Consider the following 17,089-nt stretch of genomic DNA (forward strand, 5'->3'; position numbering starts at 1 on the left):
GGGGAGCGCGCTTGCCGCCGCGTTTGTCAGAACATAGGTTTCACTAAAAAAGCGCGTCAGAAAGGCGCTACAGGACTTTGCTCAGGAAGCGCAGGGTGCGTTCTTCGCGCGGGTTATCAAAGATCGCTTCCGGCGTGCCTTCCTCGACCAGCATGCCTTCGTCCATGAACAGCACGCGGTGCGCCACGCGCCGGGCGAAGCCCATTTCATGCGAGACGACGACCATCGTCATCCCTTCTTCGGCCAGTGTCTGCATGACGCTCAGGACTTCGCCGACCATCTCGGGGTCGAGCGCCGAGGTGGGTTCATCGAACAGCATGATCGCCGGTTGCATGGCCAGCGCGCGGGCAATGGCAACGCGCTGCTGCTGGCCGCCGGAAAGCTGGTTAGGATAGGCGTCGATCTTGTCGAGCAGGCCGACCTTGATGAGCAGGTCATGCGCCCGCGCCCGGGCCTCTTCTTCCGCGAGGCCGCGTACCTTGATCGGGGCAAGGATGATGTTTTCCTGCACCGTCATGTGCGGAAACAGGTTGAAGCGCTGAAACACCATGCCAATTTCCGAACGCAGTGCGTCGATATTTGTATGGTTGTCATGCACCGAGACGCCGTGAACCAGCACGCGCCCGCCTGAGGCTTCTTCCAGGCCGTTCAGGCAGCGCAAGAAAGTGCTTTTGCCCGAGCCGGACGGGCCGATGACGCAGACAACTTCGGAATTGTGTACCGTACAGTCGATGCCGCGCAGCACCTGTAAGGTACCGAAGCGCTTGGTCAGGCCTTCAACGCGTATCGCCGCGCCCATAGCGCTCCTCCAGTTTCCTGATTCCCCAGGCCAGCCCCAGCGTCAGCAGCCAATACATGAACGAAATCGTGAGATAAGGCTCCCAATAGCGCGAATAGGCGCCGGCGACGGTGCGTGCGGTATAAGCCAGTTCCGCCAATCCGATGGCCGAAATGAGCGAGGAGTCCTTGAGCAGCGCGATGGCATTGTTGCCCAGCGGCGGCAGCATGCGGCGGAAAGCCTGAGGCAGCACCACATGGTACAGGGTGCGCGAGAAGGGCAGGCCAAGCGAGCGCGCCGCTTCGATCTGCCCGCGGTCGATCGACTGGATGCCGGCCCGGAAAACTTCTGAAATATAGGCGCCGGAATTGAGCGTCAGCGCAATGACGCCGGAAATGAGGGCGCCATAATTCTGCTTCAGACTGCGCGCCATTTCGCCGGAAATCAGCAAGCCGTCGGTTGGGTTGATGAAGACCGGCAGTACGGCAAAATGAATCAGCAGGATCTGCACGAACAGCGGCGTGCCGCGAAAGAAACTGACGTAGACAGTGGAAGGCCAGCGCAGCAGGTAACGACAGATTTGCCGCGCCGGAGCGTGGCGCGCATCCGCCAGGCGCGCCAGTCCGATGAACAGGCCGAGCACCGTGCCCTGTACGATGCACACGACAGTGACCAGTATGGTCATCTGTAAGCCGTGCCAGAACATCACCTTGTATTCGGCGATGATGTCGGCGCGGAACCATCCAAACCAGAGTACGGGGTCCATCAGTTACGCCGCTCCTGTGTTACTGGGCCGGCAGTACAGGCGCTTCGGCGTGGAACCAGGTTTTATAAATGCGGGCGTAGGTGCCGTCGGCTTTGATGGCGGCAAGACCGGCGTTGAGCTTGTCGAGCAGCGCCTTGTTGCCTTGTTTGACGGCGATGCCGAAATATTCCTTAGGAAAATTCGGGTCGCTGACCGTTTTCAACTGCTTGTGCTCCTGCACGCGGTAGGCGATCACGCCATTGTCGCCGATAACGGCATCGACACCGCTGTTGGCCAGCTCGGAAACGGCGACCGGCGTACTTTCAAAACGCTTGATGTTCTGGCTGGTTTTGCCGAACTCGCGCGAGGCGATGTCGTCGCCCGTGCTGCCGGTCACCACGCCGATCTTCTTGCCGGCCAGATCCTTCAATCCCTTGATCGCGCTGTCCTTGTGGACGCCGATCAGCTGGCGAGCCTCGAAATAGGGCGCGGTGAAATCATAGGACTGTTTTCGTTTGTCGTTGATCGTTACGCCGGAGATGATGAGATCTACGTCCCCGTTGTTCAGCGCGGCAAAAATGCCGGTCCACGGCGTGTTGACGATCTTGATTTGCAGCCCTGCTTTCTGAGCGACGGCCTTAATGATGTCGATATCGTAGCCGACGATCTCCTTGCTTGGGCTTTCATAGGCAAAGGGGCGATAGGTTGCGCTCGACCCGACCGTAAGTTCCTTCTGCTGTGCGCTGGCGACGCCGGCGAATACAGCGGCCAGACCCAATGGGAGCAGTATTTTGCTGAGCAGTTTCATATGTTTTTTTCCTGAAAAAATCGCCATCCGGCGGACGGCAAAACTAAAAATCTTCGCGTCTTTCTGTTAATTTTGCTGCGGAAGTAAAGCGCAAAAGCGGCATTGTATGCGAAACCGCACGCCACTCTGGAAAATTTTTAACGGCTGTCTTGAACAATCCGGTAAGCGTTTTTCCGCAACCCAGGCGTTGGCGACATTTGAACATGGTATGGCGAAGTCAGAAGGCTGCATTGCTGAATGCCGTAGCGCTTGTCAGTATGAATAAATAAAATTCGCGCCCACGTACTTCGTCTCCCGCCCTGTCCCTGTACTTGATTTTCCAAGCGTGTGGGCAGTGAGCCTTCTGTCCAGAGCCTCGCCGACATCCGGCAGAGAATGTTGCCTTGTGCGTTGTATTGTGCGGGGAGTCCGGGCGCTACCGGCTGGCATGAAAAAATCGCTCAGGTCATGGTGTCCGGGGCGTCTTCGCCAATTGACGCCGCATTAGTGGGGCGATGCACAAGCTTCTCTTCCCGGCATAAATGTTAATCCGATGGGGATTAACGTCTTCTGTTAGTCAGTCGCGGCATCAAATGCGTTGCGTACCCAGTCGATGTTTTCGCCGTCGATCAGTACGCAATCGATGCGGCACATGGCGTCGGGACGCTTTTCACTGGCTAGATAGTGGCGGGCGGCGAGAAGGATGCGCCGCTGCTTGGCGGGCGTGATACTGGCGGCAGCGCCGCCGAAACGGCGGCTTTGGCGCTGGCGGACTTCGACGAATACCAGCGTGTTGCCATCACGGCAGATGAGATCGATTTCTCCGCCGCGGCAGTGGTAATTGCGCGCGATGACGCGCAAGCCTTGGCGGGCAAGGAATACGGCGGCAGCCTGTTCGGCGCGCCGGCCTTTATCGGTGGCCTTCTCGGCCGCAGTGTCGCGGGGTGTGGGATTGGTGCTATTGTTATCGCGCATTGCACGGGGGCTGCGAACAACGAATATGGTCATGACGGAAAATTCTCCCGCATTATATGTAGTCCCGACCCCGCTGGGGAATCTCGGGGACATGACGCAGCGCGCCATTGAGGTGCTGCGCAATGTGCCGTGGGTGGCGGCCGAGGATACGCGGCACAGTGCGCCGTTGCTCCGGCATTTCGGCGTGACTGCCCATTTGTTGGCGGCACACGAGCACAACGAGGAAGCCGCGGCGCAGCAGATTATCGTCCGTCTGGCGGCGGGCGAATCGGTGGCCTTGGTGACGGATGCGGGGACGCCCACAATTTCCGACCCCGGCGCCCGGCTGGTGGCGCGTGTGCGCGCCGCGGGGTTCCGTGTGGTGCCGCTGCCGGGCGCGTGCGCGGCGGTTACGGCGTTGTCTGCGGCGGGGATAGAGGCGCCGCATTTTCTGTTCTACGGATTTCTGCCGGCCAAAGCGGCGCAGCGCGAGCGCGCGTTACGCGATCTCGCCAGTTTGCCGTTCGCGCTGGTATTTTATGAGGCGCCGCATCGCATTCTCGCGTCGGTCGCCGCCTTGGCGCAGGAACTGCGCGGCCAGCGGACATTGGTGATCGCCCGCGAACTAACCAAGGTGTTCGAGACAATTCATGTCGGCCCGCTGGCAGATGGGCTGGCCTGGCTGGAGGCCGATCCCGACCGGCAGCGGGGCGAGTTCGTCCTGATCGTTTCCGGCGCCCCAGCCAGTGACGGTGCCGATGATGAAGGCGCTCGCGTGTTGCGTGTGCTGCTGGCCGACGGACTGCCGGTCAGGCAGGCCGTCGATCTGGCGCGCGCAATCACCGGCGCGGGCAGGAAAACGCTGTACGGCCTGGCATTGTCGATGGTAGAAGCCAGGGACTCGTCGATCGACTCCAAAACCGAATCCGGCAGGCCGGATGGCCGGTGATTTCTATCCACACTGAAAGGACGCTCAAGCCATGCAAATCACACTGACCCGACCTGACGACTGGCATCTACACCTGCGTGACGGTGAGGCGCTGAAAGCCGTGCTGCCGCATAGTGCGCGCCAGTTTGCCCGCGCCATCATCATGCCCAACCTGAAGCCGCCGGTGACGACGGTCGATGCGGCGGCGGCTTACCGCCAGCGTATCCTGGCCGCCCTGCCGTCAGGCAGCGGGTTTTTGCCGCTGATGACGCTGTACCTGACGGACAACACGTCGGCGGATGAAATCCGCAAGGCCGCCGACAGCGGTTTCGTGCATGCCGTCAAGTTGTATCCGGCCGGGGCGACGACCAATTCCGACGCCGGTGTCACCGACCTCGCCAAATGCGATGCGGCGCTGGCCGAGATGGAAAAAATTGGTATGCCGCTGCTGATGCACGGTGAAGTGACTGATTCGGCGATCGACCTATTCGACCGCGAAAAAGTATTTATCGAGCGGGTGCTGCAACCGCTGCTCCGCCGTCGCCCGGGGTTGCGCGTGGTCTTTGAGCACATTACGACCCAGGAGGCCGCCGAGTTTGTCGAAGCGGCGGCAGACAATGTAGCCGCGACGATCACCGCACATCATCTGCTGTATAACCGCAATGCCATTTTTCTCGGCGGCGTGCGGCCGCACTATTACTGCCTGCCCGTGCTCAAGCGCGAACGGCACCGCGCGGCGCTGGTGAAGGCGGCGACTTCCGGCAGCCGGAAATTTTTTCTTGGCACCGATTCCGCGCCGCATGCCCGTCACACCAAGGAGGCGGCCTGCGGCTGCGCCGGGTGTTATACAGCGCTGGCGGCGATCGCGCTGTATGCGGAGGCCTTTGAGGCCGCGGGCGCGCTCGATCGGCTGGAGGCGTTTGCCAGCTTTAATGGCCCGGATTTTTACCGGCTGCCGCGTAATACCGAGCGGATTACGCTAGAGCGCGCCGAATGGCAGATGCCGGTGGAACTGGCTTACGGTTGCGAGGAAAAACTCGTTCCCCTGCGCGCCGGTGAGGCGGTGCACTGGCGACTGGCGGAGTAACCTGGCGGAATCAACGGCTACCGGTTTGTGGGCGCAAACCGGTGCCGCCCGCGTGTTCGCCCTGTTGCCCTGAAAGCCGGCTACGGCGCATCCCTGGAGGCGGGTGTCATTTAACGCCATTTAACAATTCGTAATTCATTATCAATATGCCGCAATATTTTCCGTATTGTCCACCTCTATAATTGCCCGTCGATCAAATGGCATAAAAACGGTAGAGGGATAGTGTTTTATGAGCGAAAAGACAGACGACAAGGCAAACGAAAAAGCAGACGAGAAAAACCAGAAAAATGGCGGTGGCGGCGGCAGTGGGCTCAGTAGAATCCATCGCGTTATTTTTAGCAAGTTCGGGCGCGGCGTGCGCGTTGCGCTGGTCGTATTGCTGCTTGTTGCCGGGTACGGCGCTTACGCCTGGTATGCCGCCAGAAAATCCGCCAGTGAAACACCCAAGCACATTACCGCCGTCGTCAGCCGTGGCGACATTACCCGTTCCGTCCTTGCCAGCGGTGCGCTACAGGCGTTCAAGTCGGTCAAGGTCGGTGCGCAGGTCTCGGGAAAAATCAGTGCGCTTTACGTCAATATCGGCGATCGCGTCAAGGCGGGCGACCCGATTGCCGATATCGATGCCAGCACGCAGCAAAATGCGCGCGACAGCGCGGCGGCAGAGCTGGCGTCGAGCAAGGCGGCGCTACTGACCGCTCAGGCCAAGCTGGAGGAGGCGCGGCAGCGTCACGATCGACAAAAAACGCTGGTTGACAAGGGCGCGGCGGCGCGCGAGACGTTGGAGTCGGCCATTGCCGCGCTGAAGTCGGCAAAAAGCGCGGTGGCCCAGGCGCGCGCGGATATCCAGAAAAGCCAGCTGAGCCTGGACAATGCCGGCGTAACGCTCGGCTATACGCGTGTGACCGCACCCATGGATGGCGTGGTCGTTTCCGTCGCGGTCGAAAAGGGGCAGACGGTCAACGCCGTGCAGGACAGCCCGACGCTGGTCACCATTGCACAGACGGACACCATGACGGTGAAGGCGGAAATCGCCGAGGCGGATGTCAGCGAACTCAAGCCCGGCATGGCTGCCTATTTCACCCTGCTCGGCGCCGATAAAAAACGTTATGAGGGCGTTCTCGAATCGATCGACCCGGCGCCTCTTGCCACGTCAAACAGCACGACGGCGACTTCTGCAGCGACGACTTCTTCTAATACGGAGACAGCTGTTTACTATTACGGAAAAATGGATGTGCCCAACCCGGAAGGCAAGCTGCGTATCGGGATGACCGCCAATATGGTCATTACCGTCGGCGAGGCGAAGAATGTCCTGATCGTGCCGATGACGGCATTGCAAGCGCGCAAGGAAGGGAAGGGGGAAGAAGTCCTGGTGGCGGAGCATGGCAAAACCCGCACGCAGCCCGTGAAAACCGGCCTGGAAGACGGCGTCAATGTGGAAATTCTCGAAGGTCTGAACGAGGGTGAGGAAGTCGTCGTCAGCACGGCCGTGAGCGGTGCGGGCAGCCTGATCGTTGGCGGTCCGGGCGGCCCGGGAGGCCCGTTCTGATGGCGTCACCGCTCATCCGCGTCCGTGGCCTTTTCCGGCGTTTCCCCAGCGGCGATCAGGATATTACCGTTCTCAGAAATATTAATCTCGATATCGAGGCGGGGGAAATGGTCGCCATCATCGGCCAGTCCGGCTCAGGCAAATCGACCCTGATGAATATCCTGGGTTGCCTGGATCGCCCCAGTGAAGGCGAATACCTCATCAACGGTCAGAATACGGCCGATATCGACCCGGCGGCGCGCGCCAGACTGCGCCGGGAAAATATCGGCTTCATTTTCCAGCGCTATCACCTGCTCAGTGACCTGAATGCCTGGGAAAATGTCGCCATTCCCAGCGTTTATGCGGGCATCGGCGCCGAAGCGCGCAGCGCGCGCGCCAAAATGCTGCTTTCCCGCCTGGGGCTGGCAGATCGTCTGGAACATAAACCCAACCAGCTTTCCGGCGGCCAGCAGCAGCGGGTTTCCATTGCCCGCGCACTGATGAATGGCGGACAGATTATTTTCGCCGACGAACCGACGGGCGCGCTGGACAGCCGCAGCGGCGAGGACGTGATGCGGATCCTGGGCGAACTGCATGATGAAGGCCATACCATTATTCTCGTCACGCATGACCGCGATATTGCCGCACATGCCGAACGGATCATTGAAATCCATGATGGCGAGATCATCAGCGACCATCGTCGGTCGCCGTCGCCGCACCATGCGCGCCGCCAAGCCCCTGCCTTGCAGCTGCAGGGCAGCCGGTTTGGCGCCGGCCGCCTGCTTTCCGCCGTGAGTATGGCCTGGCGCGCCATCCGCGGGCACAAGCTGCGTGCCTTTCTGACCATGCTCGGCATTATCATCGGCATTGCTTCCGTGGTAAGCGTGGTGGCGCTGGGCCAGGGGGCGCAACAGCAAGTGCTGGAGAACATCAGCGATCTGGGTTCCAATACGATTCAGGTTTTCCCGGGGTCTTTTGGTGATCGCCGTTCTGCGCGCATCCGCACCCTCGTTCCGGCGGATGCTGAGATTCTCGCCCAGCAAAATTTCATCGACAGCGCGACGCCTACGGTTAACGCCAGCCCCACGGTACGCTATGCCGGTAAAGATTTGACCGGCCAGCTGACTGGCGTCGGCGAGCAATATTTTCAGGTGCAGAACATCCCCATGTTGAGCGGGCGCGTTTTCAGCAAACAGGATGTGGATGATTATGCCGCTGTTGCCATCCTCGACCAGGCTGGCGAAAAAAACCTGTTTGGCGAGGAAAGCGCGCTAGGCAAAATCGTCCTGCTTAACAATGTGCCGGTGCGGATCGTCGGCGTTGCCAACACTGAAAAACAGGCGCATCTGAGCAACAGCAACAACATTAATGTCTTTATGCCCTATACGTCGACGATGAACCGTCTGCTGGGGCGTACCTACGTTTCCAGCATTACATTGCGCATCAGTGACGGTATCGACACGGCGGTGGCTGAAGATGCCATTACCCGCATTTTGACGCGGCGCCATGGCAGCAAGGACTTTACGTTGTTCAACAGCGACAGCCTGCGCAAGGCCATTACCCAGACGACCCAGGTCCTGACGCTGCTCATTTCCACGATTGCCGCGATTGCGCTCGTTGTCGGCGGTATCGGCGTGATGAACATCATGCTGGTTTCAGTGACAGAACGCACGCGCGAAATCGGCATCCGCATGGCCATCGGCGCACGGCAGGGCGACATCATGATGCAGTTTCTGGTCGAAGCGCTCATGCTCTGCCTGCTCGGCGGCGCGTTTGGCATCGGCCTGGCCTATGGGCTTGGCTGGATCCTCAATAAGGCCAGTACCGAGTTCAAGTTGATTTATTCCGCCGCTTCCATTGTTGCCGCTTTTTTATGTGCCAGCGGCATCGGCATGATTTTTGGCTTTTTACCGGCGCGCAATGCGGCTCGTCTCGATCCGGTCGAGGCGCTCAGCCGGGAGTAGGCGCATGCATGGTGACAAGAAAATGACAGGGAAAATCATAACGTCGAAATGGCCGGAAGCGGCGCGGATTGGGGATTTGCCATGAATGTCAGCGCCAGGTTTCTGCCCATCGTTCTGTTTCTGGCCGGCTGTGCCATGCAGCCGCCGGGGGATTTGCGGCGTGACATCGAGACGACGACTGACATCCCGACCACATGGATGTTTCACTCGGCCATCCAAAGCCAGGCAGGATCGAGCCAGTGGTGGCGGGACTATGGCAGCGTTGAACTCAACCGCCTTGTTGAACACGCGCTGGCAAAAAACCAGAGCTTGGCCGCCGCGGGGTTTGCCTGGCGCAAATCCCGCCTGGCCGTAGACAATGCCCTGCAAGATCGCTTGCCCAGCTACAACGGCACGGCCTCCGCCAATTTCAGCCGCAAGCTCGATGACGAGACGCAGCGCACGACCTATAACTACAGCGCCAGTCTGGGCATCAGCTATCAGGTCGATCTGTGGGGCAAACTGTGGCTGGCGCAGGATAATGCCCGCTGGGGCCAGGAAGCCAGCGCCGAAGACTTGCTTGCCACGCGCCTTTCACTCATCGGCGACGTCATCGCCCGCTACCTTGACTTGGTGTACGTGGCCGACCAACTGACCCTGAATCGCGCCTATCTTGGCTATGCCGGACAGATTCTCGCAATCACCCGCGCCAGATACGAGGCCGGCGGCGCCTCCCGCCTCGATGTGGCCGAGGCCGAGCAGAATCTGAGCATTCTGGAAAGCAGCCGCGACAACCTTGAAAACCAGCGCCAGCAGCATGAAGTCGCCCTGTCTATTCTGCTGGGCAGTGCGCCCAGACCGTTGCCGAAGGTGCAGGAAACGCTCGCTGATTTCAAATTGCCTGCTGTCGATGTGTCCGTGCCGGCGCGCCTTTTGGCGCAACGCCCCGATCTGCGTGCCGCGCAGTACCGTCTGCAACAGAACCTGGGCAATATTGCCATCGCCGAGCGTGACTTTTACCCGGAACTCAACCTCGGCGCCAGCCTGGGCTCCAGCGCCGAGCGTCTGCGGAAAATTTTTGAAAATCCTGTGGGGGCGTTGACCGCGGCCATTGCCCTGCCTTTCCTGAACTACCACCGCAAGGAGATCGCCCGAAAAGAGGCCGAAGTGGGCTATCAACAGGCTTTGGCGAATTTCCGCCAGACGCTCTACAAGGCGCTGGGTGAGGCGCAGACAGCCCTATTGGGACTCGGTCTGGCGCAAACCGACGCGGTTCACCTGCAACAGCGTTTCGCGCAGGCGCGGGAAATCGAAAATCTCACACTGGCCCGCTACCAGGCGGGCGCCGTCGATTTGCAGAGCTACCTCGAAAAACAGAATGCGACACGTAATGTGGAGGAAAGCCTGCTCACCAACCGCTACCAGCAGCTCAGCCGCAGCCTTGCGCTGCATCTGGCGCTGGGAGGCACGGCCGGCGATCATGAAGCAGCGCGCCCGCGCGCGGATGACGATAAGGCCGACAACATGGCTGACAATGCGGCGGGCGGTCAAACCGGCAACTCGGCCGGCAATTAATACCTGGCAGACCGGGGGCTGCCCGGAAACCCGCGTGGATAGGGCGTTTGCGGGCAGTTGCCTCTAAAACGCCCTATTTATAAGGGCTTCAGAGCATCCCCTCCGGAGATGCCCTAAATACGCGGGCTTCCGGTCACCTATTTTTGGAGATGCGCCTGCGCTTCCGCCTCCCGAATTTTTCCAATTCTCTCCCTGTCGGGGAGATGTTCCGAAACCCGCGCGGATAAAGGACTTCAGAGCACCTGCCCAGAGATGCCCTAAATACGCGGGCTTCCGGGTAGGTGCCATGAAACTAAAAACAAGAATTGCCACAGCCTACGCACTGACTTCCGCCCACGAGACTTCTCTTGATGCCGTTGCGCTGAGCGGCAGCGCACCCCGCTGACTTTCTTTGCCTCGCCAAAGAAAGTCAGCAAAGAAAAGCGACCCCAGGCGCAGAAAACTCCTTGTCGCGGGTTGCCTGGCGGCGGGCTTGATAACTCGCTTGCGCTCAAACAATCAAGCCCTTGCTTCCGCCAAGCTGTCCCGCGCCTGCGGCTGCGCCTAAGGGGTTTCTGGGTGCTTCGTAGTGATCGAATACGCAAAGAGATATGCCCGGAACCCCTCGTGGATAGGCTATTTCCGGGTAGGTACCTCTGGAACCCTTGTAAATAAAGGGCTAGCGGGCATGGTGCTCTGAGATGCCCTAAATACGCGGGCTAGCGGGCAACCCCTCTGAAACGGCCTAAATACGCGGGCTAGCAGGCAGGTGTTCCGAAACTAAAAACAAGAACCGCCACAGCCTACGCACTGACTTCCGCCCACTAAACTTCTCTTGATGCCGTTGCGCTGAGCGGCAGCGCACCCCGCTGACTTTCCTACCTTCTTTTTTTATCTCGCCAAAGAAAGTTAGCAAAGAAAGGCGACCCCAGGCGCAGGAGACTCCTTGTCGGGGGTTGGAGTGGTACTTGTGCGGCGGGCTTGATTAACTCGCTCACGCTCAAACAATCAAGCCCTTGATTCCGCCAAGCCGCCCCGCGCCCGCTCTGAAATAGCGGCTTCCTTTGCCAAAATACGGCGTTGGCTTCGCCTTGCCGTACTACTCGTACTGTCAGCGGCTCGCCGCCTTGTCTTTTGGCAAAGTCGAGCCGCTATAAATTGTCTGGTTTTTAAAAAGGGCTGCCCGCAACCCCGTGTGGAGTGGGTGTTTGCGGACAGGCACCTCTGGAACCCTTATAAATAAAGGACTTCCGGGTAGGATGCTCGGAAACGCCCTGTTTACGCGGGTTTCGGAACACCCTAAAAAACCTCTCCCGTGCAGAGCACCCGCCCGGAGATTTTCTATCCACGCGGGTTTCCGGGGAGGTGCCGGGAAACGCCCTGTTTACACGGGCCTCCGGGGTGCCTGCTGGTAAAACAAAACGCCTGCCCGGTGACGCGCTACCGTATAATTCCGTCGGGAAGTCGGCCAGGCAACCGCTGCGCGCTGCGGCGCGGAGAGGAAAGTCCGGGCTTCACAGAGCGGGATGCCGGCTAACGGCCGGGCGCAGCAAGTCGAAAGACCCAAGGCGACGGAAAGTGCAACAGAGAGCAGACCGCCGATGGCCGAACGGGCATCGTCATGTGCGATCGCTGTTTCGGCACAGGCAAGGGTGAAACGGCGAGGTAAAAGCTCACCGCGGACGTGGTAACACGGACGGCACGGCAAACCCCATCCGAAGCAAGGCCAAATAGGGAAGCATGGACGTGGCTCGCGTCGCTTCCGGGTAGGCCGCTTGAGTGCGTCGGTAACGGCGTACCTAGAGGAATGGTTGCCCACGACAGAACCCGGCTTATCGGCCGGCTTCCTTTTTTCCGGCGAGGCGGTGCGCGGCGGGGAGTTTTGCCGGCGCTGCGATTTGCCGTTTTTGTTGCATTTCTAATGTGTGGATAGGGCGAAAACTATGCGGAATATTTGTTTGCGGTGTGGGGGGCTTTGGGGGCGGCGACTGATGGCGTTGCTGGCCGTGGTTTCGATGTCGATGGGCGCTCATGCGCAGAATGCCTGGCCGACGCAGACGGTGCGCCTTGTTGTTTCTGCGCCGGCGGGCAGTTCAGTCGATATCGTGGCGCGGCTGGTTGCCGATAAGCTGGGCGGTGAATTGGGGCAGACGGTCATCGTCGACAATAAGGCCGGCGCAGGCGGCACCATTGCGACGGACGCCGTGGTCAAGGCGCGGGACGGGCACACCTTGCTGCTGGCCTATAACGGCCCGATTACCGTGGCCCCCTCGCTGTTTTCAAAGTTGCCGTATGCGCCGCAGCGCGATCTCCTGCCTGTCATTCTGGCGGTGACACAGCCCAATGTGCTGGCGGTACGCACCGATCTTAAAGTCAATTCGGTGGGCGAGCTGGTGGCGCTGGCCAAGAGTCAGCCGGACAAGATCGATTACGCTTCTGTCGGTAACGGTTCGCTGTCACATCTGGCAATGGAGCTGCTTAAGATGAAGAGCGGAATGTCCATGCTGCATATTCCTTTCAACGGCGGTCCGGCGGCGGCGCTGGCTTTGGGACGCGGTGACGTCAAGGTGCTGTTCGCCGCGCTGTCCAATGTGCAACCGCTCTTGCGCGACAGCAAGGTCAGGCTGCTGGCGGTATCGAATGCCAAACGCTCCGCCGTTTTGCCGGATTTGCCTACGGTGGCCGAGCAGGGGTATCCGGAGTTTGATGCGACGACATGGAATGGCTTTTTTGTGCCGGCCTCCACGCCCAAGACCGTCGTGGCGCAGTTGAATACGGCGATCGAAAAGATTCTGGCTTTGCCCGAGGTGAAACAAAAGCTGTTGGTGGCCGGTGCGGAAGTCGCTGGCGGATCGCCTGAGCAATTCGCAACGCTGATCAAAAATGAAACGGCCGCCTGGAAGGGTGTGATCGAACGCGCTGGCATCAAACCGGATTGAGCGCCCGCGCGCCCGCAGCCGCCTGAACGGGCCGCGCCGCGCCCCGAAAGGTGTGCAGAAAAATAACGGCAAAAGATGACGGCAGGCCCCGAGCCTGCCGTTTTCATTACGTGCAGGCCGGCCTGCCGCCGGCGCAGAACTGCACGACGCCAACGACCGGCAAAGTAATTGCTGACAGATACCGCTGGAACCCCCTGGATAAATGGTCTCCGAGCATCCCTTTATTTGCCCTCTCCCCAAATTCCTCTCTCACAGGGCGAGAGGTTTTTTTGAGGTGCTCCGAAACCCGCGTGGATAGGGCATTTTCGGGCGGGCGCTTCTGAAGCCCTTATCAATAAAGGGCCTCAGGGCGCCCTTTTGGAAATGTAGGTAAATAAAAGATTTCCGGGCAGGCGCTCGGAGATGCCCCGTTTATAAGGGTTCCGGAAGCGCCTACTCTGAAATGCCCTAAATACAAGGGCTAGTGGGCCGTGAGCCCGAAGATGCCCTATCTACACAGGTTTGAGAGAGCTGGTCGGGCACAGTGTACGGTTTATGTTTTGTGATGCTCTGAAGCCCTTGTATTTAGGGCGTTTCAGCGCATTTTATGTTTTCTGGTCTGTTTGTAATGGTTTCGGGACAAGGTGCCCGGAGATACCCCGTTTACAAGGGCTCCAGAGCATTTCCTTAGAGATGCCCGCAAATAAAGGACTTGCGGGCGCTCTTCTCTGAAATGCCCTAAATACGCGGGCTAGCGGGCAGCCCTTCTGTAACGACTGTGGGTAAAGGACTTCAGGGCAAGTGCTCCGAAACTAAAAAACAAGAATCGCCACAGCTTGCGCGCTGATTCCAACCGTGCAACTTCTTTTAAGTCTGTAGCGCTGAGCGGCAGCGCGCCCTGCTGACTTTCCTACCTTCTTTCTTTATCTCGCCAAAGAAAGTCAGCAAAGCAAAATCCGAAGGTTTTTGAACGTTGCTTTAGCAACGGCACGAAGTGCGAGCGAAGCGAGTAAATGCGACCCTAAACGCAGACTTCCCTTGTTGCGTGCAGCTTGTCGGCGGGCTTGATAACTCGTTCACGCTCGGATAATCAAGCCCTTGCTTCCGCCAAGCCGTCCCGCGCCTGCGGCTGCGCCTAAGGGGATTAGGGCGCTCCGTGCTTACCTATCCGGCAGACCGCCCGTGCATCGGCTTGCAAAACAGCGCGGACGGATTTGTCGTCAGCGGCAAGCCCGAATCGGTGGCGCGCGCGTGCGGCGTGTTGTCGGACACGGTGAAAGACGCAAACGGCCAAACGCCCGAAAAGCTGCTGTGGCGGCTGGACGTGGAAGTCGGCTTCCACCCCGCCATGCTGCCCGCCGTAGCGCAAGTGGCCGAATGGGCGGCAGCCTACGGTTTGGACGTGGAACAGGCGCGCGGCATCGCGCACAATATTCTGATGGATCCGGTGGACTGGGTAGCCGAATGCCGCAGGATGGCCGCGCTGGGCGTGCGGCGGATTTTGGAAATCGGCTCCTCCGGCGGCGTGGTCATGCTGACGCAGGCTGTGCTGGACGGGGAAGGAATCGAAGTGCTGGATGTTTCCGGCGCGGAAGGCAAAGCGGCGTTGTTTGGTGCGTGATGAAAGAGATTGACGGGATTTTTGAGCCGCCAGATATAAAAGGCTGCCTGAAAAATATTTCTGCTGATTGAAGCGAATTATTTTAGCTTCGCGGAAACTTACTTCGTTCGTTTTAACTTCGTTGAAGCTGACGCTTTCAGGTAGCCTTTATCAATAAGATATTTAAATGGCAGCTTGCTGAGAACGAAGCTTCAACGGAGTTGAAAAGCAGCCTGCACATTGGTTTGTTTTAGATGGGCGGGTGGTTTAGGGATTGATGGGTAGACCGTATTTGTATTTGAGGCCGTCTGAAAAGTGGCAGCTTCAACGAAAGTAAATTTGGGAAGGGCGAACCGTCAATCAAACAACCGTGTGCGTGCCGCACACACCCTACGCGTTTATTTTGAAGCTCTGTGTGATTCACAGGTAGGGTGTGTGGCAAAGCCACGCATGCGGGTGGGTATGCAGGCTACGGCTTGCTTGTTTTCATTCATTTAGAATCCTTTTTATTTCATCGAATAGTATGTAAAAATTATTAAAACTAGATTTATCAAACTGATCACATATATTTGCGAAATCACTCTTATGACTATCATTTAGTTTAAACACTTCTGTATTTAATATACTTGCACCTTTTAAACCATTCTGTTCAAGAAGTTTATCTGGGAAATACATTTCAATAGACAAATATCTTTGAGTAATATCATCTTCTGTAACAAAAAGTTTTCTATTTTGAGGAACAGGTAGAGTTATTCCATAGAACGCTTTAGTTTTATGTTTTCTTAAAATAAATGATTCACAATGAAAATCTTCAAATATTGCCTTATTTAAACCTTTTAATTGCTCAACACCTTCTCTATCATTATCAAATAATCCAATCACAATCCCATCATAAATAGTTGACAAAAACTCTACTGTTCTTCTTACAGTGTCTGCATTTCCTACTCTTTTTGATTCATCAATATTATTAATTCCAGATTGGATTATTTTAAATGGCATAGAGTCATCAGGATATAATTTCCTCCATGCAATTTCTAGAATAATTTTATCTGTTTTTCCTTCGGTCAATATTAATGGTAATGGTTCGTCAGATAGATTTCCTGCAAGTTCTTCAGATACTTTGTCATACAGATGGGCATCGAGTAGTTTTAACTCACCACATTGTTTGGCTTCGTTGTTTAAATATAGTAACTCTCCCTCATACGCCTCTGATATTAACCTATCATTGTGTGAAATAATAAAAACTTGGCTATTTTCCGATGTTGTTCTAAGTTCTTTAATTAAATTAACTTGAGTATTTGCATGAATGTGTGAGTCTGGCTCGTCAACTAGAATTAAGCAAATCCCATCAGTTACTTGTTTGATATATTCAAGGGTACTAAATATTTCTACTATTTGAAGAAAACCGCTGCCCATTAAAGAAATATCTAAATCTGATCCTTTTGTTTTTTGGTCTGCATTCTCTTCTTTAATAATTGATATTTTTATAAACTCATCATCATTTCTATTTCTATTTTTGAACCTAAATTTATATTTAGTTCCTAATATACTATTCACTCTTCGTTCTAATTTGCTAAATTTTTCATCTACCTTAACATCCCCAGAAATTTCTGTTTTGAGTATTTTATTTCTTAAAACGTCATGAGACTTACCTAAATTTATTTTAGCTTCAATTTGCCCATTATTATAAAATGGTTCATTTTTATATATGGCTGATAATGGTTTAGTTTGATAAATAAAAATGGCATCTTGCAGAGAACAGGACTTATTTTCTATATGTTTTGCAAATCTATCAAAATCATTATTTCTATAAATTCTGAAGTAAGAGTTTTTAATAGTTGTTTTTTCTAGTGAAACTTCTAAACTGAAAATTTCATCATTATCTGTTATTTTTACTAAAATAGATGCTTTTCTATGATTTTTATCAAAAAATAAATCATCGTCATTAACAATTCTTATTTGATTCAAATCATTAAAATTTAGATATGTTGGCGTAGTATTGCTATAAAACTTCTTTCTTTTGTTAGTAGATTTTATAAATAAATTATATATATGTTTCCATAATAATAAAGCTTCAAATATGGAACTTTTGCCAATATTATTTTCTCCTACGATAATATTAAATTTTTCATTAAATTTGATATTTATGTTTTTAAATGATTTATAATTTTTTAAACAAAGTTCGCTGATATACATAATGTTGTTACCTCGCTAATATTTTAAATATGATTTCAAATACTCCCCAGTATAACTTCCCTTAACCTTCGCCA

General features: G+C 55.8%; 12 protein-coding genes and 1 other RNA gene. 8 read left to right on the plus strand and 5 right to left on the minus strand.

The features are described from left to right. Nucleotides 1-67: 67 nt before the first annotated feature. The 4 genes from ABCS64_RS01615 to ABCS64_RS01630 all read right to left on the minus strand — a co-directional run bounded on the left by ABCS64_RS01615 (nt 68) and on the right by ABCS64_RS01630 (nt 3,318). Nucleotides 68-799: an amino acid ABC transporter ATP-binding protein gene (locus tag ABCS64_RS01615; RefSeq protein ID WP_418890196.1), complete on the minus strand. Its 732-nt coding sequence runs from the start codon at nt 797-799 to the stop codon at nt 68-70. Next, complete coding sequence (locus tag ABCS64_RS01620) at nt 777-1,544, minus strand: amino acid ABC transporter permease (protein WP_418890197.1); 768 nt, start codon at nt 1,542-1,544, stop codon at nt 777-779. Before ABCS64_RS01620 ends, ABCS64_RS01615 begins: the two co-directional genes overlap by 23 nt. 19 nt (nt 1,545-1,563) lie before the next feature. Beyond that, nucleotides 1,564-2,331 (minus strand): basic amino acid ABC transporter substrate-binding protein, encoded by a 768-nt coding sequence (locus ABCS64_RS01625; protein WP_418890198.1) that lies wholly within the window; start codon nt 2,329-2,331, stop codon nt 1,564-1,566. Between the two features lie 552 nt (nt 2,332-2,883). Continuing rightward, on the minus strand, nt 2,884-3,318 hold the full coding sequence (locus tag ABCS64_RS01630) for a YraN family protein (RefSeq protein WP_418890199.1): 435 nt from the start codon (nt 3,316-3,318) through the stop codon (nt 2,884-2,886). On the opposite strand from ABCS64_RS01630, the gene rsmI reads away from it, so the two are divergent. The 8 genes from rsmI (at nt 3,317) to ABCS64_RS01670 (ending at nt 14,840) form a co-directional block, all read left to right on the plus strand. Then, nucleotides 3,317-4,213: a 16S rRNA (cytidine(1402)-2'-O)-methyltransferase gene (rsmI, locus tag ABCS64_RS01635; RefSeq protein ID WP_418890200.1), complete on the plus strand. Its 897-nt coding sequence runs from the start codon at nt 3,317-3,319 to the stop codon at nt 4,211-4,213. The two genes, ABCS64_RS01630 and rsmI, sit on opposite strands and share 2 nt — an antisense overlap. Nucleotides 4,214-4,244: 31 nt before the next feature. Further along, on the plus strand, nt 4,245-5,279 hold the full coding sequence (pyrC, locus tag ABCS64_RS01640; protein ID WP_418890201.1) for a dihydroorotase: 1,035 nt from the start codon (nt 4,245-4,247) through the stop codon (nt 5,277-5,279). A 229-nt stretch (nt 5,280-5,508) separates the two neighbouring features. Next, nucleotides 5,509-6,825: an efflux RND transporter periplasmic adaptor subunit gene (locus ABCS64_RS01645; RefSeq protein ID WP_418890202.1), complete on the plus strand. Its 1,317-nt coding sequence runs from the start codon at nt 5,509-5,511 to the stop codon at nt 6,823-6,825. Next, nucleotides 6,825-8,768 carry a MacB family efflux pump subunit gene (locus tag ABCS64_RS01650; RefSeq protein ID WP_418890203.1) on the plus strand — a complete coding sequence of 648 codons (1,944 nt, stop codon included), beginning with the start codon at nt 6,825-6,827 and terminating at the stop codon, nt 8,766-8,768. The genes ABCS64_RS01645 and ABCS64_RS01650 overlap by 1 nt, the downstream gene beginning before the upstream one ends. A 48-nt stretch (nt 8,769-8,816) precedes the next feature. After that, nucleotides 8,817-10,322 carry an efflux transporter outer membrane subunit gene (locus ABCS64_RS01655; protein WP_418890204.1) on the plus strand — a complete coding sequence of 502 codons (1,506 nt, stop codon included), beginning with the start codon at nt 8,817-8,819 and terminating at the stop codon, nt 10,320-10,322. 1,439 nt (nt 10,323-11,761) lie between these two features. Further along, an RNA gene (gene rnpB, locus ABCS64_RS01660) (RNase P RNA component class A) lies at nt 11,762-12,152 on the plus strand. A gap of 140 nt (nt 12,153-12,292) precedes the next feature. Further along, the gene (locus tag ABCS64_RS01665; protein WP_418890205.1) at nt 12,293-13,240 is read left to right on the plus strand and encodes a Bug family tripartite tricarboxylate transporter substrate binding protein; all 948 of its coding nucleotides are present in this window, start codon (nt 12,293-12,295) and stop codon (nt 13,238-13,240) included. Between the two features lie 1,135 nt (nt 13,241-14,375). Continuing rightward, on the plus strand, nt 14,376-14,840 hold the full coding sequence (locus ABCS64_RS01670) for a hypothetical protein (protein WP_418890206.1): 465 nt from the start codon (nt 14,376-14,378) through the stop codon (nt 14,838-14,840). Between the two features lie 465 nt (nt 14,841-15,305). On the opposite strand, the gene ABCS64_RS01675 is transcribed toward ABCS64_RS01670, so the two are convergent. Continuing rightward, a complete protein-coding gene (locus tag ABCS64_RS01675) occupies nt 15,306-17,015 on the minus strand; it encodes an ATP-dependent nuclease (protein ID WP_418890207.1) in 1,710 nt (569 codons plus the stop codon). Nucleotides 17,016-17,089 lie beyond the last annotated feature (74 nt).

The sequence above is a fragment of the Dentiradicibacter hellwigii genome, from assembly GCF_041770905.1.
GTDB classification, from domain to species: domain Bacteria; phylum Pseudomonadota; class Gammaproteobacteria; order Burkholderiales; family Rhodocyclaceae; genus Propionivibrio; species Propionivibrio hellwigii.

Coding starts and splice junctions, on each gene's coding strand:
- ABCS64_RS01615 (WP_418890196.1), bottom strand. CDS start 799: ATGGGCGCGGCGATACGCGTTGAAGGCCTGACCAAGCGCTTCGGTACC.
- ABCS64_RS01620 (WP_418890197.1), bottom strand. CDS start 1,544: ATGGACCCCGTACTCTGGTTTGGATGGTTCCGCGCCGACATCATCGCC.
- ABCS64_RS01625 (WP_418890198.1), bottom strand. CDS start 2,331: ATGAAACTGCTCAGCAAAATACTGCTCCCATTGGGTCTGGCCGCTGTA.
- rsmI (WP_418890200.1), top strand. CDS start 3,317: ATGACGGAAAATTCTCCCGCATTATATGTAGTCCCGACCCCGCTGGGG.
- ABCS64_RS01630 (WP_418890199.1), bottom strand. CDS start 3,318: ATGACCATATTCGTTGTTCGCAGCCCCCGTGCAATGCGCGATAACAAT.
- pyrC (WP_418890201.1), top strand. CDS start 4,245: ATGCAAATCACACTGACCCGACCTGACGACTGGCATCTACACCTGCGT.
- ABCS64_RS01645 (WP_418890202.1), top strand. CDS start 5,509: ATGAGCGAAAAGACAGACGACAAGGCAAACGAAAAAGCAGACGAGAAA.
- ABCS64_RS01650 (WP_418890203.1), top strand. CDS start 6,825: ATGGCGTCACCGCTCATCCGCGTCCGTGGCCTTTTCCGGCGTTTCCCC.
- ABCS64_RS01655 (WP_418890204.1), top strand. CDS start 8,817: ATGGCCGGAAGCGGCGCGGATTGGGGATTTGCCATGAATGTCAGCGCC.
- ABCS64_RS01665 (WP_418890205.1), top strand. CDS start 12,293: ATGGCGTTGCTGGCCGTGGTTTCGATGTCGATGGGCGCTCATGCGCAG.
- ABCS64_RS01675 (WP_418890207.1), bottom strand. CDS start 17,015: ATGTATATCAGCGAACTTTGTTTAAAAAATTATAAATCATTTAAAAAC.